Source organism: Persicobacter diffluens, assembly GCF_036244895.1.
Lineage (GTDB): Bacteria > Bacteroidota > Bacteroidia > Cytophagales > Cyclobacteriaceae > Persicobacter > Persicobacter diffluens.
The window spans coordinates 153,197-173,789 of record NZ_BQKE01000003.1; the positions used below are offsets into that span (position 1 = coordinate 153,197).

Consider the following 20,593-nt stretch of genomic DNA (forward strand, 5'->3'; position numbering starts at 1 on the left):
ATTGAAATTTAAGGTTAATAATATAACTTCAACATTAGCAAATTGTTATTCCTTAAAAGCATCTGACCAACATGAAAAAAATCCTTATTCTTCATAATCGATACCTCAAGTATGGGGGGGAAGATAGTGTACTGGAAAACGAATCAAAGCTACTTAAAAAAAAGTACATCGTGGACCAGCTTATTTTCGAAAATAAGGACATTAATTCAGCTTCATTTATTTGGAAAGGAATCTACAATACGGATAGTAGTCAACTGTTAGAAAATAAAATTTTATCTTTCAAACCTGACGTCATTCATTTACACAATTTTTTTTACCAAATGTCACCAGCGGTGTTCATAATAGCCAAAAAACACCAGGTGCCACTGATGATTACTATTCACAATTATAGACTTCTATGCCCTTCTGCCCTACTTACTAAAGCATCCAGCCCCTGCCAGCTATGCATAACACAAGCCATTCCACTCTCAGGAATTAAACATGCCTGCTTTAAAAACTCAAGATTAAAAACCGCTCATTTAAGCTTAATTCTTGGCCTTCACCATTTAAATCAAACATTTATAAAAGGCATTTCTAAATTTATTTTCCTAACGCCATTTGCAAAAAGAATATTTCAAAGTAGCCATATGAATATTGCGGATGATCAATCAATAGTAAAACCAAATTTCATTGAAGATTTTGGATATTCTGAATATAGTAAAAGAAAAAATTACTTCTTATTTATTGGAAGATTATCTAAAGAAAAAGGCATACCAACTTTATTAAAATCATTAGAATCCTCCAACCAAAAAGTAGAAATAATTGGAGATGGCCCATTAAAGGAAAAGGTAATTGAGGCTAGTAAAAAGTATCCCCATCTAAAATTTCATGGATTTCAAAATAAAGATTTTGTGAGTGAAAAACTCAAAAAATGCAAAGCTTTGATTTTCCCTTCTGAATGGTATGAGGGCCTGCCGATGACAATATTGGAGGCATTTTCTACCGGCACTCCCGTTATTTGCGGAAATATTGATAATGTAAAAGACATTGTTAGTGATGGTATAAACGGCCTCCACTTTCAATGGGGAAACAGTGATGATTTAAGCCAAACATTAAACCAAGCGGAACTAAACGAAGAATATTACCTCAACGCACGTAAAACCTATTTATCCAAATATACTCCGGAGGCTAATCTGCAACAATTTGAATCAATAATCAATGAGCTTACCTGTTAATGGCTAGGCTTATCCCCAATGCAAAGTTTTCAATCATATTTTCAATTGTAAACTGCGTACTGGCTGCTCTGCATCCTGCTTTCAATTGATTCAGTAATGAAGCGTCCTGTAGAACTTGAATGACCTCATTACTATAATCCTCCGTTTGCGCTGAACCGACCCAACCATTTATTCCGTGTTTTAAATATGAAAACTCTGGACTATGAAACTCATAAGGCTGCGTAATCATCGGACATTCTGCGGCAAAACTATCCAAAACGGCTAAACCAACAAGCCCGGGATTCAAAAAAACATCTGCCATTTTAAAGAATGCTGCTTTTTTTTTCCCAAAAGCTGCACCGAGGTAGTGAATAAAATCATGTTTTTCCGCCGCCTCCTTCCATATATAAGCCTCATCCCCGGCACCAATGACCATCATCTCAAAATCTGAAATACTTGATCGAATTTTAATAACGGCCTCTAAAAGCATTTTCGGTTTCTTTTCCGCATAAATGCCCCCACAATAAATCGCCTTTAAACCCTTCCCAATTCCATATTGCTTTTGTAAGGCCTCTAGATAGTCACTATCTAGCCCTTGTAAATCTGTAATAAATTGCTTCGTATCGATCGCATTATCCACCACCGTGATTTTTTCTGAACTTAAACCCTCTTGTAGCAAAAAGTTTTTAACACCCTCTGTATAGGCAAACCACCAATCTACCTGTTGCAGCAATTGTTGCTTAAAAAATTTACTAAATTTCCCAACACCACGGTTTTTGCTCAGGCCATGCCCCCAATAAGCTAATTGGTAATTATTCAAAACTCGATTGCCCATTAACCAATAATTAAATAGCAAACGATTCGCTTGTTCAACAATGATCAAATCGAAGGATTTCACCAATTGCTTAAGTGGTTGCCAATAAAACTCCTTTCCTAAAAAATGAAAAACGCTATTATCATAGGGAATTGCCCAAGCCAAATCGGATTGATCTTTTTTTGCCTGATCAAATTGACTTCCTTTCCCGTAGGCCAACTGTAACTCAATATTTTGATCTTTCAATTGCGTCCGTAAACCTTCAAAGAATGGAATTCTGTAATGAGGCAAAGACTTTTGAATGATTAGTACTCTTTTTCGCTGGTCCATTTTTCTACAATCGCTTTTACCTCTCCTATATCCACCTTTATGTCCTCCAGCTGAGCAGCCTTCATATTTTCAGATTTATGAGCCGATTCACATATAAGGTAATCATAATCCATCTCCTGAAAGACCGCAATATTATAGTATAAGGAATGGACAAAACCTCTCGGAAATAGCTCTAAAAATTTTGCCCCAATTTTCCCTGTCAACATTCCGATTAAACCCGCCCCGGACATTGCAACAATTTCATCAGCCTGATGAATTAAATTAAACTTATCAATTAAAGTCAATTTACTCATTTCATAAGTTACAAAACCCTTTGACTCCAAAAAGGAAATTAATTCCTCTTCATTACTGATACCCCGAAGTTTTGAATCTCTCCTGCTGATATAAACCCTAGCCGGGAATTGCTTCTCCTCATCGAATTTGGGTATAAAAGCTTCTTTGTAAAAGTGAATTAACCAATGCGGAACCAAATAACTTCTTACACCTCGTGGGTGAGTGGACGAAATTAACCTCTCCGCCTGAAAATGCTGAATCTCATTGGCACTAATAATTTTTTCCCCTGGAATGCCCAGCAATGCAAAACTTTCCCGATGATAAGAATAATCAAAATTCGGCACTAGGAAATAATCAACCTCCTCCAGTAAACCAGCCTTTTTTAATAAATGAATCCGGGCAAATGCATCCAAAAACCAATGCCCGATATTTGCGACCGTTCCTCCCCCACCAAGCATATTGAAAACGGTACCGTTTATGAATGTAGGTGCCGGAAAATATTTTCTTTTAAATACTATATTATCCTCTCCAAAAGCCGGCCGATCCATATGATATTGAAGGGAAACATCGGCCAAAAGATAATTTTCCTCTGAAATCACCGCCACCATGGACATATTGTTTGTCATCACACGTCCCATCGGAATAATGGCCACTTTATAATCAGTAGTACAGCTTAGTTCCAATTGTTCCTCCCCAACATCCTTTGCCTTATCATATTTAGTAAATTCGGAAAATTGGGCATAAAATTCTCTGCTCAACCTCAATTTTGTCTCAAGGTCCGGGTATACCTCCTTCACCTCAAGATCACTTTCAGGAAAAGCATCAAAATAGGACTGAAAATCATTAAAGTAGCCTCTGGGCTTGAAACTCGTATTCCTTGGAATATTATTATAAGCAAATTCACTTAATTTGCTCTTCACTTTCTTTATTATCGCCATGCTTTATACCTTTTGATTGAAATTGATCTAACAAATCAAAAATCCTTTTATTGATGGATAAGTCAAACTTTCTAGCAAAATGCGCTTTAGCACTAGATAGTTTAGAAAAATCTTTATCTGATAATAAATCAGGATGTCGTACATATACTCCTTCCTGAAAAAATATCGCTCTCAAATTGTCCTGCGTGATATCCTCTGAAAAAGGACTATTCAAAATAATCGTTTGGAAAAACATTTCATCTGGCACCTCGCTGTTTTTAAAATAATCCTTTAAATCTGATCGTAAGCGCGCCACATCCAAACAATAATCAACACATGCTTTACTAATCGTGAACCATTGAGACCCCACAGCAGGAAGAATGCCATTCATAAATTTCCTTTTGGGCATTAGTTTACCCAAAAAACTTTTCCCCAAATTCAACCCCCTGTCCTTTAATGATACTGGTCTCGGATTTTTTAAACCTGGGAAGAAAAAGTAACGGTTAAACAGTTTAATTTTATATTGATTGAACCTATGATTTTGTCTGTCCACACTTTCTTGCCACTTTTGCTTAATAACATTAAAGTAACGGGACTGACTAATCAAACTACTTTGCATCCAATAGTTGATATATTGTTTCTTAGCCCTAGGATCCAGATCGGCCTTCATGTCTGATAGGGAAATTAAGGGATAATCCTGCCCACTGAGGAGATAGCAATACTGATAATCAAACTGCTTGCCCATTTCCATCGCCGCTAAAGTGGCATCCACCAACGAAAAGCCACCCCACTCCCCACGAAAACGCTTAGAAAAATGCACTTTTCCTTCCAATGATTGTTGGAGAAAATTAAAATTTTCCTCACGCTCATTCAGACAAACATGTACCACAATATAGACCCCGTCTCCACTCAACCGATTTACTAACCGAATCAACTGATCAGGGTTTTTATGGTACAATATGATAAACAAAAGATTCAATTATTTTTGTTCTATTGGGCGCGTTAATGAATTTAATATCTGATCATCGATTAAATCCAAAATTTTTGAATCTATATTTTGATCAAACTTTCTGGCATAGAGCTGAGCGGAAGACTTTATTACTGGGAGATCAGAAGCCTCAATAATCTTAGGGTGCCAATTGACCTCAGGCCAGAGAATCAATCGTAAATTATTATTTACGATAGCCGACCTAAAATCTGAATTCATTAAGACGGTTTGAAAGTAGATTTCAGAACTACAGGATACCGTACGCATAAAGGAATTGATAGGATGTTTTGGGTTTTGATAAACTCCCACAACAAATTCTACCGCCTCTTTACTGATCGTATACCAATCCGATCCACCGTAAGGATGCAGACCAGGCAAAAAATTCCTCTTTTTTATCAATAGAGAGAGTAATTTCTTTACACAGTTAGCAGAATGAGCGGCAAAGCCCTTGGCATTAGGATTATGTTTCCCAGGAATTTCAACACGGAACTTTTTCCCATAATGAAAAGTATAATGCTCCCATTTTTCAGCTTCACGATTCACCCGCTCCCGCTGAAGAATAGTATTATAATAAGGCTCTCCCCGGTCAATCAAAGGCTGCATATCCCAGTAATTAATAAATTCACTTCCCCTATTTTCTGCTAGAAAGTGAGCAATTGCCTCATTGGATTTTATGGGATAATCCTGCGCACTGATTACAGAACAATAATCAAACTTCAATTGCTCCTCCAAAGCTTTCTGCATTCCATTACACATGGCCTCTACTGTCCTAAAGGTACACCATGTCCCTCTGACTCTTTTACAAAAAAATACATTGGAAAAGGAAGAAAAGTACTCCGTTATTTCAGAAAACTCATCATCAGAAACATTTTTACAAACATGGATCACAATAGCATTGCCTGAGCTTTGAAGCCTTTCCACCAAACGGTATAATTGCTTGGCCTCTTTATGGAATAAAATGACGTATAGCAATCGTATCATCCGCCTACAATATTTAATGAAAACTGAAGTTCGTAGGTATTGAACAGGTCCTCATCCAAAACCTCAACATCACTGATCAATATAGGTTGATCCTGACTGATATCCCGAATGAGCCTACATCCCTGAGCCAAGCCCATGGGTAATAACTTCCCTAAGCGCGCAAGCTCTGAATTTTCGCAAACCCCATAGGTATGATAGCCTCCTATCCCATCCAAAACCGTCCCTTCAAAAAGCGCTGTTTTAGCCATCGTAATGACCTCCACCGAAATGCCTGATTTGGGCTCAATAATAATATCTTCAAAATCTACTATCCTACAAATAGATATAGGAACTTCAAAAATACATAGATGATATGGCGTATAAAAAGAGTAAATTGGGCCATGCCCTAATTTATAATAATTTAAATGGTGCTTAACCAAAGGATCCTCTGAATAAGCATAAACAAAAACACCGGGAGCTGGCTGTGCTCCTACAAAATAATCGACAATACCATCTCCTTTTCTTAATTCATTAAAGTCATAAAAATCAACCGCCTTATCAATGTGACCATGAAATGAAAAGCCATTCATCCCTCTTTTATTTACTCGCATCCCGGTAGCATTTGCCACAGTCGCCTGCTCAAAAGAGATTTTAGTCCCATCGGCAAAACTAGTGGCCATTTCGGGACTCAAGCCATAGGTCGCAGCATATTGTTGCTGTGTCGCCGGGTTTCGATATCGATCCTGTAAACCTTTAATATTTCCACATACTAATGGCTTTAGCCCTATATTTTTTACATAACGATAAAGATTCATGATCACTCCTGGTTGATCTCCATCACTTCCGGAGTAGATTACCCCCTTTGATTTAGCTAGTTTTTTTAAATAAGGTCCAAAGGTGGCATCAAGTTCAGCATTAAAAGAAAGAACATGCTTTCCATATTCAAAAGCACTTTTACAAAGCTGTAAGCCAAAACTTATGGAGCCGGTAGCCTCTACAACAATATCATTAGGCGTTTCTAAAAACACCTCTAAGTTCCCGGTTAACCGGATATGTCCCTCCCGAAATCTTTGCCGATCATCATCAAGGATATTATTGAGACTGGCTCCAATTTTGGATAAAATATTGAGCCCTTTTTCCGGATGTCTATTATAAATTGCATTCACCTCCATTCCGGAAGTATGCAACATAATTTGGTTAATTATTCCAGCGCCCATCGCCCCGACCCCAACAATCCCTACCCTGATAGGATTGCCTTCTTTCTGCCTTTTTTGTAATGCTTTGTCGATTAATATCATGATAAAAAATTAAAATGGGCTATCAAAATTAATAAGTTCGGGGAACCCTAAATCTCTTTCCGAAACTAAGGATGGATTTATTTCTCCCCAATCAAAATCTATACTCCGGAAATCAATACCTCCCTCATGATCAGGCGCATACACAGTGGAACAATGATACAACACCTTATTATGCTCGCTTAATCCTTTAAAACCATGTGCGAAACCGACAGGAATATATAGGCTTCTTCCATTTTCTTCATTAAGTTCATAAGCATATACTTTCCCGAAAGCCTCTGAGGACATTCGTAAATCTACAATCACATCCAAAATTGCTCCGCTAACACAAGTCACTATTTTGGGTTGAGCAAAAGGAGGCGCCTGAAAATGCATTCCCCTTATCACTCCCTTATCACTATCGGAATAGAAAATTTCTTTTATCACAAATTCCGGAAGCGTACCTGTGGTAAATATTTTCACAAATTTCCCTCTGGCATCCTGTATATTTACTTTGGGTTCAATAAGTTGATGTTCGGCTATCAAAAGGTTATCCATTAACTTCATACTGAAATGGTGAAACAAAATCCTGAAGACCGGGCTGTTCAAGATCCTTCTCTGAAATATTGAGAGGTATATCGGGCCAATCCACTGCAATAGAATCCCATCGAAGTCCAGCATCTCCTTTTGGCTCAAATACATGAGAGGAAATGCAGGAAAAAAGAGATTCCTCTTCCAAACTCAGAAATCCATGAGCAAAACCTTCCGGTATAAAAACAGCCCTTGGCTGATCCCCCCTTAATACAGTGGAATGTGCCTGACCATAGGTTAAGCTCCCTTCCCGAAGGTCAACCATCACATCAAAAATGGCTCCTTTAATACAAGAGACAATTTTGCTATGCTGATAAGGTGGAATTTGAAAATGAAGACCTCTTAGTACGCCTTTTTTTGATTCGGAAATATAAAATTCCGCTACCTCTTTGTCGATCCCAAGTTCCTTAAAAGAAAGCTGGTGATACAATTTCACCAAACGGCCTCTGGAATCCGTGAAAGAAGGTATATCAAATTCAAAGCAATCAATCAGTGGTGTTAATTGGCGTTGCATTTTTTGGGAGTCTGTTTTTTAGTGATTGAAAAAATTTATACTGATAATCCAATATCTGCTCTTTACAGAGCATATACGGATCGGAATTATTTTGATTTTGATACCAATGTACCGTTTGCTTAATCGTTTCCTCAAAATCCCAAACCGGAAACCACCCTAATAAATGAAAGGCCTTGTCTGTGGCTAAATTAAGCATACCTGCTTCATGAGGCGCCTCGCCCTGCCATTGACTTTCCCAATTGCCCACCCCCCATTCCGCGATAAGAGCACTAACCAATTCGCCGACACTTCTATTAGAAGTAAGTTGTGGACCAAAATTGAAAGCCGTACAAAGGGCTTTGCCTTCATGTTCGGTCATTAGCTTCCCTAACCACAAATATCCACCGAGTGGCTCAAGGACATGCTGCCAGGGACGTGTAGCATAGGGATTTCGAACCTCTATGGTGACCTGCTGTTCTAAAGCACGAATACTATCAGGGACAATCCTGTCCAAAGCCCTGTCTCCTCCACCAATTACATTACCAGCTCTGACAGAAGCTAAACGAACTGGAGAGCGCTCTTCCAAAAAGAATGATTTATTGTAGGAGTCAATTAATAGTTCACAGCATCCTTTTGAGGAGGAATAAGGGTCAAATCCCCCCATAGCATCATTTTCTCTATATCCCCACAACCATTCTTTATTATCATAACTTTTGTCTGTAGTAATGCAGATCAGAGAAACACTCCTATTGGCCTGACGGCATATTTCCAGAAGATTCAGCGTACCATTAACATTAACTTCATAGGTTAATCTGGGTGCTTCATAACTATTTCGCACCAAAGGCTGTGCAGCTAAATGAAAGATCAGATCCGGTGCGATCTGATTGATATATTCTTTGAGGGAAGAAAAATCCCGAACATCCCCAATACGATGGTTCATTGTCCCTCCCAAAGAGGCCAACTCGAAAAGAGAGCCTGACTCCTCCTCAAGGGCATAGCCGTATACCGTGGCACCCAAGTGTTGTAACCAAATGCTTAACCAGCTTCCTTTGAAGCCTGTATGCCCGGTAATCAAAACTTTTTTACCCTTGTAAAATTGTTGTAATGTTTTCAAAATGCTAGGTTTAGGTTGGGTAAGGAAATCTCTATAATTTTGATAACTCCTTCATATAAAAAAGGTTGTATCCATCATTTATAAAATCCAATAATAGTGCTTAATAAGCATTCTCCTCTCCGCTAAATATATTCCAAACGGTCAGGAAAATGATTTTAATATCCAGGCTCAAGCTCCAGTTTTCGATATAATTCACATCATACGCTACTCGTTTTTCCATTAGCCCCTCTTCCCTTGTTTCTCCTCTAAAGCCATTTACCTGTGCATAACCAGTAATACCCGGAGTGACAAAATGCCGCTCAGAATAACTTCTAAATTGCTTCCCGAATTGCTCCAGTTGGATCACCATGTTTGGCCTGGGGCCCACCACAGACATATCCCCTTTTAATACATTAAAAAATTGAGGTAATTCATCTATACTGGTTTTTCTCATTAAGGCACCAAAACGGGTAATCCTCCGATCGTTTTTGCTTGCCTGTAAATGACCATTTGCATTTACCCGCATTGTACGAAACTTATAACATTTGAATAATTTATTCTTTTTACCCGGACGAAGCTGCTCGTAAAAAATAGGCCCGGGAGACTCCAGCTTTATGAGTAAGGCAACTATTGGGAATAATATGGGAAAAATTAAAAAAATCACCATTAATGAAAATAGAATATCGAAGACCCGTTTCGCCAGCACATTGGAATAATATGATAAGGGAAGAGGCCTCTTCAGCACCATGGTTATATCCTTAAATGAAATCAATTCTTTTACAGACCTGTTTAGTTCTACCGACATTTGAGGGGAAATCGCCAAACTCACGCAATACAAATCACAAACATTCGAGAAACGTTCCCAGACCTCTCTACCTTTTATTTTTATATCCTCGGTCACCAAAACCAAATCTAGTTTCCCGCTACGGCATTGCTGTTCCAGCATTCGTAAGTCTGTTCCGTAACCATAAGGATCTTCAGGATTCTCATCATAATACAATCCATTGAATTGATAACCGACGGTATGTTCCTCTTCATAATATTGTTTGAGCTTATGAGCATCCTTGTCATTCCCATAAATCGCTACATTAAAATGATTGTACGCCTTATGACTATATCTTTCCAAAAGATAAACAAATACTATTCGCACAGAAGAGGTCAACAGCATTGACAGCATATAGGAAAGTATAATAAAGGGGATAGAATAATCGGCTTTATTGAAAAAAGTAAGGACACCAATCAAAAGGCATAAGTGTAATAAAAATACCACAAAATTACTCCTTAATATTTGAACAAGACTAAGCCGCTTGTATAAATTGGGCATCTGTACAAATGTGGATATTGCTAAAAAAGAAAGCATAAAGAATAAAAAGAAAGATTTATACCAATCCTCCACATAGGAATTTTGAAACCTCATAAAAAAAGAAATTTCCAGGGCTGAATAAATAAAAATCACATCGAGCAGGGCGATGAAAACCAGCCAAAATTTGTTAAATCTTACCTTCATTTTTTTGGTTTTAAAGCGTAACTATTGCTTTAACGCTCCCCACAGGCCATAGTTGGACATACAAATCAGTAAAAGCTTGCATTGGTCACGATTACAATAAGCCTATCCTTTTCCAGCTAAAAAGCATAATAATTCCTCCTGAAAACCTATAATACTGCTAGTATTTTTTTAACTTAATATAAGACTAATCCATCACCAACCTATGTGCTCGACTTATAAGACCTATCTTTTCGGCCTTATATTGGCCATTTCATCCTGCCATCCTGAAAAGTCTTTAAAAACAGGAGACTTTCTTTACTTTATGGGAGATCTGCAAAAGCAAATAAACATTTGCGAGGCAGGAGACACCTTATTCCTCCCACAAGGTCAATACAGTTTCGATCAAAGCCTAATAATTCAGCAGAAACACGATATTACCATCATTGGACAGGGTATGGGCAAGACTATTTTAAGCTTTCATCAGCTTTCCAATGGCAATGGAATAGAAATACTTAATGCGGAAAATATTCATTTCAAAGGATTTACTATTTTAAATGCCCCTCTGGCCAATTTAAAAATTCAAGGTTGCCAATACCTTCATCTGGAACAAATAGAATCTGCCTGGACATTCGAAAATAGCCAAAATAATGGCCTATTCGGGATAAACTTGGTGGATAATAAATTTATCCAGATAAAAAACACCAAAGTTAAGCATGCCCAAAAAGCCTGTATATTGGCTCAATCCTCTCAGTTTTTAGAAGTTTCGAAAAACCAAATTGAATATAGTGAGATAGGGCTTTCAGTCCTCAATAATCAGATTGTAGATATTTACGAAAACCAGGTAAAAAACAATGGGATTGGAATTCGAATCAGCAACAATTTGGCAGATCAACCAGCAGATAATGTCCGGATTTTTAATAATATCATTTCACACAATAACCGAAAGGATCATTGGTGGACTTTCCACCATTATGGAATGGGCATCAAATTAGAGGGCGCCAACCAAATTGAAATTTTTGATAACCGTTTCTCAGCCCAAAATGTCTCCGCAGTACTAGCGACCAATTCGACGGTAAAAGAGGAAAAAAATAAAGCAATAAACATTTTAGGGGGCATCAACCTACATGATAATGTCTATGACTCAAGCTGGTTTGTTACCCCAAACCTCATGAACCCCTACAGCAGAAAAGCCTTTTTTGTCGCTCCCTTTAATCAGCGTGCGGTAATCTGGGTCGGGAGTAGGTCTACCAATGAACCGGTGACAGCCAAATGTTCTCCTCCCCTATTCATCGATAATGAAAAAAATCTAATTGCTTTAAGCCCCAATTATTACCCCAAAAATCACTGCACTCCCCGACCTCTGTATGGCGTAAGAACTCAAATTTTCAATCAGCAAAAATAAAAATTACCAATCCTCCTATTAGGAGCATGTTTAAAAGCCAAAAAACCAAAACCTTTAGTGATCCCGCCAATCATTCAAAAAAAGTTGCGCTTCTTATAAAAAAAGTTAAAATAATTTTGTGCTCACAAATGATCCCCTCGCCACAAAATTTTTGAAAAAAATAAAGAAGAGAGGATCATTTCCGTTTTAGACATTTCAAAACAATTACCAAAAAACGAAATTACCCCTTACTTTAAAGACACGCTCTTTTACCATCCAAAGACCAATTTAAAACCAAATTGATCACAAAGTTAGTTTGTAATAAAGGAAATATATTCAAATAATCTAATTACAAACCTACTGAACCATGGAAGAAAAATCAAACCCCCTAATTGAACTATTTAACTCCGGATATTTGAACGGAGATTTCAGATCAGTGATCAACGAACATTTTACGAAAAATTTCATCACCAAAAACGCCCCCTACCAGGGAACTACTCCAGAGTTCATTGAGTATCACGGTGCATGGCATCGCGCAAACCCTAATCGGAGCGGAAAAATATTGAAACAGTGGAGCGAGCATGATTTTGCATTTATCCATGGTGATATAACTTTGGAGAATGGGGAGGAATTAGCAATTGCTCATCTATGTAAATTAGATGAAATTGGAAAAATACAAAAAATAGTTTGGCTGGAAATCTCTCATAATTGGATAAATAAGCCGGAAATAGAGCTCAAAACAACTGACAACACAGCAGAATCAATCCCAACAGGGGTAAAATCTGACTTAAAGGTCTGGGATTTTATTGAAGATGTACTTTTCGGCCAGAATTATAAAGCACTATACCCTTTCATAAATCAAAATTTCAACGCTAACCCAAATCACCATATTCCAAAAGGAAGTATTCTTGCCAAAATCCTCAAAAAAGACCTGGAAGCCTCCAATATTAGACTTGATTACAAAAAAGTGACACAAACTAACAGGACCGAAGGTCAAATGATCATTGAAGGTATTTCCATACTCAATGGTCATGAAAAAGAATTTGTCCTATTATTAATTATAGATAACAACACCATAACAAATTGGAAAGAATTCCATTTTTAAAAGGGCGAATAGGTTCAAAGTGGTAAATTTTTCCACTTAAAAATTTACCACTAGCAACCACTTTACCGTTTTTAAGAGCGACAGACCGCGAAGAAAAATTATTTTTATATAAAAATCATAAAAATGAAATTAAAGGCCCTTCTAACTTTTTCACTTGTTCTATATTCCATATTTGCAGTAAGTCAGGAATCTTCAAAAATACGGCAAAACCAATTCAATATAGAAGAAGGCCTTGCCCTTAAAGGCTTTGACCCTGTTTCTTATTTTGGAAAAAGACCGGCAAAAGGTAAATCTTCCTATAAACTCCGCTATCAGGGGATCACCTATTATTTCAAAAATCAGGAAAACCTTCAAAGATTTAAACGCAATCCCAAAAAATATGAGCCCGCCTATGGAGGTTGGTGTGCCTACGCAATGGGAGCAAATGGAGAAAAAGTAGAGGTGAACCCCGAAACCTTTAAAATCATCAATGATCGGCTATACCTTTTCTACAATAAATTTTTCAATAACACGCTTGATAGCTGGAATAAAAATGAAGATCAACTCATGAGACAGGCCAACCAGCACTGGAAAAATCACCTATCACCATGAGAGATTACTCCCTTGACCTAAATAGGATTACTAAAACATCTTTAGCGTTAACCCGAATTATTCACCGCTATATTTATTAGCAAATCGTAAGTGACTTATTTTCATTTCTTTAAAGCTGATTTTCTTTGAATTAAAATAGCCCAAATTTGAGCAAGCTTGGCTCTCCTCAATCATCTGTTTGATTGGGAAAAACTCGAAATAGGAAACTATTCCTTCATTTTTTCCGCCTTACAGCTAAACGAGGATAAAAACATGAATAATCCGGTGTAGGTAACAATGGTACAAATAGCGCTTTATCACCAATCTCTCCCTACGAAAACAATAAATTTCAAAAAACAAGGCCAAGCAGCCTAAGTGCTTAAAAATTCCCGAGATAAAGTATTTTACAGCACCATTAAATCTGAAGATGTTTTATCAGAATTAACTCGCATATAAAATAAGAGCGACTCCGGTTAAAACACCAGTAAGTGGCACCATCTTTTTCCGTTTGTTTTTTTCTTTAAACAACGCTCCACCTACAAAAACCGCTATAAAAATTTGGCTGCGCTTTATGGCAGAAAGTAACATTATCAAGGCTTCCGGATCTTCTAGTCCCCGGAAATAAAAGAAGTCAGCTAGGACTATAAAAATTCCGGTTCCGACCAGACTCCATCTGAATTGGAATGCACCCAAAGCCGATTTCCTGGGTCGCCAATACACCAGACAAACCGCACCTACCAAAATCACCACATATAAAGAGAACCAAAATTGGACAGTCTGTGCTGCCAATCCTTGATATTGGACTAAAAATTTATCATACAGTCCACTGGATGAGCCTAGGAAAGTCGCGCCTATTATGGCCAAGACCCAACGATTGGTCTGAAAATCAATCCCCTCCTTTTTCCCTACTCGGGAGTAAATTAGCATGGAAATAATAATCAGGGCGAATCCTAACCACTGATAGGCCGAAGGCCGTTCCCCATAAATCGTTAATGCTCCCAGCAGGGTAAAAAAAGGTCCTGCCGATCGAATGGGGCTCACAATAGTAATTGGAAGGTGTTTCATGGCAGAATAACCCAAACACCATGATCCGGTCATAATTGCCGCTTTTATGAAAATAAATACATGCTCCCGAAAACTTAAAGGGGGAATTAATAGGTTCAAATCAGCCATTTTTTCAGGCATTAACTGAGAGAGTATTAATACCGGAGAAATGACAAGCAAGCTGGTCAAGGTCGTAAAAAATAAAACCGGAAATACAGCATTCTCTTTAACACTGTGCTTTTTTGTAATATTGTGCAAGCCCAAAAATAGAGCTGCCATCAGGCCCATATAAATCCACATGGCCGCAAAGGTAAAAATATTAGCTTAAATGCTTTTATGATTAAATCATTAATAAATCAATTTAAACATCAGGGTAAATTCGGTTTTCCTTTGCCCTTTGCACTAATATAGGAGTAAACAAAACCCAAAAAGATGAAGCAATTTGTGTTCGCCATCATTTTACTCACAGGTAGCCTAGTGCTCTCTTATCTTCATTTTTTCCCGGAGCGTACACTCCTTACCGTCAAAGAAATACAACAGCAGGACGACTCCAGCTTCTGGGCAAAAGGAGATACAGGTGCAATCCTATTTTCTAATCAATTTAATGTAAAATTGGGAGATCAGTTTTTCTTTGAACAAGGCCTTTTTAATGATCGAATTTTGCTGATCAATAGCAATAAAAATGTTTTAGAGGAGGACATCGTTATAGGCTTATTTATGAATACGGAAGCAAAAGCGATGGCTTTAAATAAATAGATCATAAAAATTGCTGATGATTCCCTAACTTGCGGTATGAAAAAAGCTGAGCAAGTCACCAAAATACACCCTGACAACCCCTATAACGCAAGTTATGACCTCCCAAAACTTCAGGAACAATACCCTGCCCTGGAGCAATATATCATCCGGAAAAAACATGGAGGACTTACCATAGACTTTTCCAATGCCGAAGCCGTCAATGCGCTCAATGCTGCCCTGATGTTGGAAAGCTGCCAATTAAAATATTGGAAACTTCCTGTGCATAACCTTATTCCGGCAATCCCCGGGAGAATGGATTACCTTTGCCACCTTAAGGATCTGCTTGAAAAAGACAGTGAACAACCCATAGATCACAGCAAAATAAAGGGAATTGACATAGGCACCGGTGCTGGTGCTGTTTATCCAATTTTGGGCAATAAGCATTTCCAATGGAAATTTTTGGCGAGCGACATTGATCAAAAATCCGTCAATAATGCCCTGAAAATCCTTAAGGAGAATAAGGTCAGTCGAAAAGTGATCGACGTAAAACTTCAACCCACCTCCCACTATTATTTCACTAATATTATCGGTGACGAAAGAGTAGATTTTTCCATTTGTAATCCCCCATTTTTCAGTTCGGAGGAAGAAGCTCAAAAAGCTAATCAACGCAAATGGAACCAACTGAAAGTAGAGAAATCCGAGAATAACAAATTCAATTTTCAGGGCACATCATCTGAGCTTTGGGCTAAAGGAGGTGAATTACAATTTGTCCGTCAAATGATTTTTGAGAGTAAAAGGTACCAGGATCAATGTTTATGGTTTAGCAGCTTAATCTCCAATAAAGATCATTTATTCCCTCTGAAAAAGCAATTAAGAAAAGTTGGTGTAAAAGACTTTGAGATCATTCAAATGGCGCAGGGCAATAAAGTAAGCAGATTCATCGCCTGGACATTTAAAGCTCAGGAGGAGAGAAAATCCTGGGCCAAGCAATACTGGAACTAGACCGTATTATTCTTCACAAACTTCAGTAAATCATAACAAGGATCTTTATAACTATTTATTATGCAGAACCTTACTAATCTTCAAACAGCTCGAATTTAGAAAGGCTTACTTGCTCTTCATTCATCAGCTTCGTTGGAAAAAACTCGAAATTAGGATTTATTTCGTCATATATTCTGCCTCGCAGCTGAATGAGGAATTTGAGCATGAATATTCCGGGCTATTAAAAAACTCACCATTTCCTATGAAAGAAATGGTGAGTTTACTTTTAGAAAACCAAAACAGGCCTCCCATTTTATCGACCAAAACCCTGGTAACACCTCCAATTGGAAGCGCTAAATACTTTGATGGGAAATTGAAGTATTTCTTTCCATACTCCCCTGGCATTGATCATAGGACAAGTATCTTATAAGTCGATAATTCCCTTTCCCACCTGGTCAATCACCCCAAGTCGCTATGCGTGGATGATTTATCTAAATAGTTTTAAACCGGTTCGTTATGGTTGGATGAACTGATTTCTTAAATAGACAAAATTGGGGGAGCTTTCTTTCGCCTCATTCATTTGCTGCCTTGGAAAAAACTCGAAATAGAAAACTATTCCTTCATTTATCCCTATTTGCAGCAAAACGAGGATTCAAACATAAATAATTCCGCTTAAGGCTCCTGCTGTGAGACGGTCTCTCAGCCAAATTTCCTTCTAATCGCACTTCCATAATGACCTGATGAATCCCGGTAGCAGATTATAGGGTGCGCCGGGAATAATCAAAGGGTTGAACTTATGGTTCGTTCTTTATCAGGAAAAAGGGACAAGAAGCCATTGAATATTACGGCCAATAAATTAGCCGAATCAGTTTTTTATGATTAAGCCATTTAGGAATTAATAGCTGTTTTCTACGATTTCAGCCACTTTTTCAGGAGTTACAGCTCCCTTCTCTCCTAATTTTTTCCAACCACGTTCTTCAAAGCGCTCCACAATAATGCTGGCCGTGTCTTGATAATCGTCCGTATAATCAGACAAATTGGTCTGTATTTCCATTAAGTGGAAAAATTCCACTGTCTTATCGATAGCAGCTAATGCTCTTTCTTCCTGGCTTCCTTCATTAATACCCCAAACACGCTCTCCATATTGCGCTAACTTTTCTTGTTTATCCGATAGTAACGAACGGTATAAGTTGGGGGCAATAATGGCTAAAGTCCGGGCATGGTCGATGCCATAAAGCGCAGTCAATTCATGACCTATCATATGCGTCGCCCAATCGGTAGGTACCCCTAAACGCAAAATACCATTGAGGGCCATGGTGGCACACCACATAAAATTGGAGGCGGATTCATAATCTTTGGGATCAGCCATCACCTTAGGGCCAACCTGCACCAAAGTCTGCAAAATCCCTTCGGCAAATCTATCCTGAAGAAAAGCTCCAGCCGGATAGGTAATATATTGTTCCATTACATGTGTAAAAGCGTCTATCACCCCATTGGCAATTTGGCGTGATGGAAGGGAAGCAACTACCTCAGGATCCAGAATAGAGAATTTAGGAAATATCAATGGTCCCCCAAAAGCACGTTTTTCTTTTATCTCTGAGCGGGAAATTACGGAACCGGAATTCATTTCAGAACCTGTGGCAGGTAAGGTCAATACGGTACCAAAGGGAACAGCCGACTTCAAAGATTTCCCCAGATTCTTTTCTAAAATATCCCACGGCTCTCCTTCAAAAGGAACCGCTGCGGAAATAAATTTCACGCCATCTATTACGGAACCTCCCCCGACTGCCAAAATAAAATCAATGGCCTTTTCTTTAATGATTTCAACCGCCTTCATCAGTGTAGCATATTGAGGATTAGCCTCTATCCCTGAAAACTCCACGACCTCGTAGCCATTTAAGGCTGCCATTACCTGATCATAGACACCATTATGCTTAATACTACCCCCTCCATAAGCCACTAATACTTTTGAAGAAGCGGGAATTACTTCTTTTAATTTTGCAATCTGCCCTTTGCCAAAGAGTAATTGAGTAGGGTTCTGAAATTCAAAGTTATTCATCGTTATTTATTTGGTTGTTATGTTTTCAATATCACAGAAGGCGAATCTAGTGGTTAAGTCTTCTAGGATCAACCTCCTGCCCCATCTTAAGACGCATTAAAGCCAATTCGTCCAAAACTTGAGAAAGTACCGATTGATCCCCCTGATGGTCGAAAGTAATCAACGCATAATACTCCCAGGCCTCATGTACCTCTTCATATTTAACAGAATAAGGTGCAAAAACGGCATTGAGGGAGTACATCATCAAACGCTCCATATTTCCCAAATTAAGGACATTTTTACAAACTACCCCTTCATTTTTGGTGACGAAAATATAAGTATGGTGATCCTTTAAATCTGTCAGTTGTTCTACATATCGACCAATAAAAACGGCGCCATCTGGAAAATCCGGAAACATGGAATCTCCGCTTAAAGTAAATGCCCGATAGGTGCCAAACTGAACCATAGGCAGATTTATCTTCTTTAAATCTCGGATAAATTCGGGTTTGTCATACTCACTTAAGTAACCCGCTTTAGCTTTAGTGGACACCCAATCAATCAATTCACTCCCCTGGTCATCCACACTTACTGCTAATACCCGCTCAAGCCGGTGCTTAATATTCCCTTTACCCTCCCGCGCTTTGAGTTCGTTAAACATAACCTCTAACTCTACCCTCAAAAGATCATCAATTTTTACGGAGAGCAATTCGGACATTTTAATGAGCAACTGAAAATCGGGTTTTGATCTATTAAGCTCATACTCTTTGTAAGTGGAGCGTTTTACCCCCAAATACCTTGAAATCTTTTCCTGGCTCCAGCCTTTAATCTTCCGTAGGAAACGTAAGTTCTCTCCAAGAAAAACCTGCTCAGATGGAATAGCAATCATATTGTCTTAAAATTAACCAAACATTTAACGAATTTTACGACAATTTAACCATCAATTCTCACCTCTACAATTCAGATCGATATTTTTGTCGGTCATGGGTAAAAATACTCGTCGTAATTACCGACAAAAATAGTCAATTTAGGGTTTAAGGGTTAGGGTTAACGGAACAGCCAACAACAATATACTTTCATTAGAGGGAAGCATTTTTAGTCTTTTCATTCTTCTCTCGCTGAACTTGCCGCAAGAAAAAATAATAACCAATTATTATAAAACCGGGGAATTAATCACCAGTTGCAAGAAGCCTGACGATTGAACAATGGATGAAGTCAAATATGTAGCCTTGAAAGATAAACCACGAAATCATTAACAGCTCGAAAAAAGTTAAGCCGAACTATTCATCGCTAAATTTATCTAATAAGCACAAGCGACATATTTTCAGGTTATTTTGCGTTATTTTCTTTGTTCAATAATGGCTCAAATTTGGGCAAGTTTGCTTTCTTCTCAATCATCTGCTTCCTTGGAAAAAACTCGAAATAGGAAACTATTCCTTCGTTTTCCCACCTTACAGCTAAGCGAGGATTTAAGTTTGAATAATCTGGGCAAATGCACTATTGATGTTTAGAATGATTTACTTCGCACTTGCCCCCTACTGCCGATAGGCGGCATAATACCGCTTCAGTTCTTTTTGCGATCTGCGGTGTCTCCGACGTAGCTGAGCAGGACTAGAGGTTTTCTTTTGGCCTTTAAAGGCACTGAAGCTACGCTTATGCTTTCGCTTGAGCCCATTCATCTTTTTTTGTTCCCGGGCATGAGTCCAATTCCTCAGGCGTTGATCTTCTTTTAATAGCCTTTCGTATTTTTTTAAACGCCGTTTTCTTGCACCTTCCTGAGCAAAAAGATCGGAACTCATCAAAAGCAAAAACAAAAGAAAAATACAAGTGAATTTCATGTTCCAAACACTTCAAAAACCAATGCCACCACATGACCATAAACAGATATAAGAGACACTTTAATGGTCTATTGGTCAACTATTTTGATTTTTAATACCTGCTTTCCACAAAATAATACCGCATCATATCACGTTGATATCGCCTTTGTCTTTTAGCCGCTTTTTTTGCACTCATCGCCTTTTTCCGGCCATTAGTGGACTGAAAATTTTGCCGGTACTTTTTTTTCTGTTGTTTTGATATTTTCCTTTGACAAACGAAATAGTGCTGGAATCTCCTATCCAACTCACGCCGTTCTTTCGCTAATTCTTTTGCTTTATCTTTGTCCTTATCCTTAAATGCTTTGGCCTCCACGGCGACCATCCCGAAAAAAAAGATAAAGATGATTAACCCAATGAAAAGTCTGTTTTTCCCCATAATTTATCAGTTAATTAAATAACTGAACCACCACAGGAGTTTCTTGAGGAGTTGATCATCAACCCACAATTCCGTCC

At 38.2% G+C, this 20,593-nt stretch carries 20 protein-coding genes; 6 read left to right on the forward strand and 14 right to left on the reverse strand.

Going from position 1 to position 20,593, the window contains the following annotated elements; translation table 11 throughout:
- The first annotated feature begins 71 nt into the window (after positions 1 to 71).
- A complete protein-coding gene (locus AAA970_RS20100) occupies positions 72 to 1,214 on the forward strand; it encodes a glycosyltransferase family 4 protein (RefSeq protein WP_338238686.1) in 1,143 nt (380 codons plus the stop codon).
- Here AAA970_RS20100 and AAA970_RS20105 read toward each other — a convergent pair.
- The 9 genes from AAA970_RS20105 to AAA970_RS20145 all read right to left on the reverse strand — a co-directional run bounded on the left by AAA970_RS20105 (position 1,204) and on the right by AAA970_RS20145 (position 10,433).
- Positions 1,204 to 2,337, reverse strand: coding sequence for a glycosyltransferase family 4 protein (locus AAA970_RS20105; RefSeq protein ID WP_338238687.1), 1,134 nt, complete (start codon positions 2,335 to 2,337; stop codon positions 1,204 to 1,206). The genes AAA970_RS20100 and AAA970_RS20105 overlap by 11 nt on opposite strands.
- Positions 2,313 to 3,548, reverse strand: coding sequence for a glycosyltransferase family 61 protein (locus tag AAA970_RS20110; RefSeq protein WP_338238688.1), 1,236 nt, complete (start codon positions 3,546 to 3,548; stop codon positions 2,313 to 2,315). Before AAA970_RS20110 ends, AAA970_RS20105 begins: the two co-directional genes overlap by 25 nt.
- Complete coding sequence (locus AAA970_RS20115; protein ID WP_338238689.1) at positions 3,511 to 4,497, reverse strand: beta-1,6-N-acetylglucosaminyltransferase; 987 nt, start codon at positions 4,495 to 4,497, stop codon at positions 3,511 to 3,513. The genes AAA970_RS20110 and AAA970_RS20115 overlap by 38 nt, the downstream gene beginning before the upstream one ends.
- 9 nt (positions 4,498 to 4,506) lie before the next feature.
- Positions 4,507 to 5,496 carry a beta-1,6-N-acetylglucosaminyltransferase gene (locus tag AAA970_RS20120; protein ID WP_338238690.1) on the reverse strand — a complete coding sequence of 330 codons (990 nt, stop codon included), beginning with the start codon at positions 5,494 to 5,496 and terminating at the stop codon, positions 4,507 to 4,509.
- Positions 5,493 to 6,773, reverse strand: coding sequence for an NAD(P)H-dependent oxidoreductase (locus AAA970_RS20125; protein ID WP_338238691.1), 1,281 nt, complete (start codon positions 6,771 to 6,773; stop codon positions 5,493 to 5,495). Before AAA970_RS20125 ends, AAA970_RS20120 begins: the two co-directional genes overlap by 4 nt.
- Before the next feature lie 9 nt (positions 6,774 to 6,782).
- The gene (locus tag AAA970_RS20130) at positions 6,783 to 7,316 is read right to left on the reverse strand and encodes a dTDP-4-dehydrorhamnose 3,5-epimerase family protein (protein ID WP_338238692.1); all 534 of its coding nucleotides are present in this window, start codon (positions 7,314 to 7,316) and stop codon (positions 6,783 to 6,785) included.
- Entirely contained in the window at positions 7,300 to 7,854 is a 555-nt protein-coding gene (locus AAA970_RS20135; RefSeq protein WP_338238693.1) for a dTDP-4-dehydrorhamnose 3,5-epimerase family protein, read from the reverse strand. Before AAA970_RS20135 ends, AAA970_RS20130 begins: the two co-directional genes overlap by 17 nt.
- Entirely contained in the window at positions 7,826 to 8,947 is a 1,122-nt protein-coding gene (rfbG, locus tag AAA970_RS20140) for a CDP-glucose 4,6-dehydratase (protein ID WP_338238694.1), read from the reverse strand. Before rfbG ends, AAA970_RS20135 begins: the two co-directional genes overlap by 29 nt.
- 100 nt (positions 8,948 to 9,047) lie before the next feature.
- Positions 9,048 to 10,433, reverse strand: a complete 1,386-nt coding sequence (locus tag AAA970_RS20145; protein ID WP_338238695.1) for an exopolysaccharide biosynthesis polyprenyl glycosylphosphotransferase — start codon at positions 10,431 to 10,433, stop codon at positions 9,048 to 9,050.
- 202 nt (positions 10,434 to 10,635) lie between these two features.
- On the opposite strand from AAA970_RS20145, the gene AAA970_RS20150 reads away from it, so the two are divergent.
- From AAA970_RS20150 to AAA970_RS20160, 3 genes are all read left to right on the forward strand, one after another.
- Positions 10,636 to 11,814 carry a right-handed parallel beta-helix repeat-containing protein gene (locus AAA970_RS20150; protein ID WP_338238696.1) on the forward strand — a complete coding sequence of 393 codons (1,179 nt, stop codon included), beginning with the start codon at positions 10,636 to 10,638 and terminating at the stop codon, positions 11,812 to 11,814.
- Between the two features lie 346 nt (positions 11,815 to 12,160).
- A complete protein-coding gene (locus tag AAA970_RS20155; RefSeq protein WP_338238697.1) occupies positions 12,161 to 12,898 on the forward strand; it encodes a hypothetical protein in 738 nt (245 codons plus the stop codon).
- A 123-nt stretch (positions 12,899 to 13,021) separates the two neighbouring features.
- Positions 13,022 to 13,489, forward strand: a complete 468-nt coding sequence (locus AAA970_RS20160) for a YHS domain-containing (seleno)protein (protein ID WP_338238698.1) — start codon at positions 13,022 to 13,024, stop codon at positions 13,487 to 13,489.
- Positions 13,490 to 13,909: 420 nt separating this feature from the next.
- Here AAA970_RS20160 and AAA970_RS20165 read toward each other — a convergent pair whose 3' ends face one another.
- Positions 13,910 to 14,812, reverse strand: coding sequence for an EamA family transporter (locus AAA970_RS20165; RefSeq protein WP_338238699.1), 903 nt, complete (start codon positions 14,810 to 14,812; stop codon positions 13,910 to 13,912).
- A 132-nt stretch (positions 14,813 to 14,944) separates the two neighbouring features.
- Between AAA970_RS20165 and AAA970_RS20170 the strand changes: the two genes are divergently transcribed.
- Both AAA970_RS20170 and rlmF read left to right on the forward strand, forming a co-directional pair.
- A complete protein-coding gene (locus AAA970_RS20170; RefSeq protein WP_338238700.1) occupies positions 14,945 to 15,268 on the forward strand; it encodes a hypothetical protein in 324 nt (107 codons plus the stop codon).
- A gap of 36 nt (positions 15,269 to 15,304) precedes the next feature.
- A complete protein-coding gene (gene rlmF, locus AAA970_RS20175; protein ID WP_338238701.1) occupies positions 15,305 to 16,249 on the forward strand; it encodes a 23S rRNA (adenine(1618)-N(6))-methyltransferase RlmF in 945 nt (314 codons plus the stop codon).
- Positions 16,250 to 17,123: 874 nt separating this feature from the next.
- Here the strand turns inward: rlmF and AAA970_RS20180 are convergent.
- The 4 genes from AAA970_RS20180 to AAA970_RS20195 form a co-directional block, all read right to left on the reverse strand.
- Positions 17,124 to 18,287, reverse strand: a complete 1,164-nt coding sequence (locus AAA970_RS20180; RefSeq protein WP_338238702.1) for an iron-containing alcohol dehydrogenase — start codon at positions 18,285 to 18,287, stop codon at positions 17,124 to 17,126.
- Between the two features lie 46 nt (positions 18,288 to 18,333).
- A complete protein-coding gene (locus AAA970_RS20185; protein ID WP_338238703.1) occupies positions 18,334 to 19,152 on the reverse strand; it encodes an XRE family transcriptional regulator in 819 nt (272 codons plus the stop codon).
- Between the two features lie 646 nt (positions 19,153 to 19,798).
- Positions 19,799 to 20,062, reverse strand: coding sequence for a hypothetical protein (locus tag AAA970_RS20190; protein ID WP_338238704.1), 264 nt, complete (start codon positions 20,060 to 20,062; stop codon positions 19,799 to 19,801).
- Between the two features lie 130 nt (positions 20,063 to 20,192).
- The gene (locus AAA970_RS20195; RefSeq protein ID WP_338238705.1) at positions 20,193 to 20,516 is read right to left on the reverse strand and encodes a hypothetical protein; all 324 of its coding nucleotides are present in this window, start codon (positions 20,514 to 20,516) and stop codon (positions 20,193 to 20,195) included.
- Positions 20,517 to 20,593: the final 77 nt, after the last annotated feature.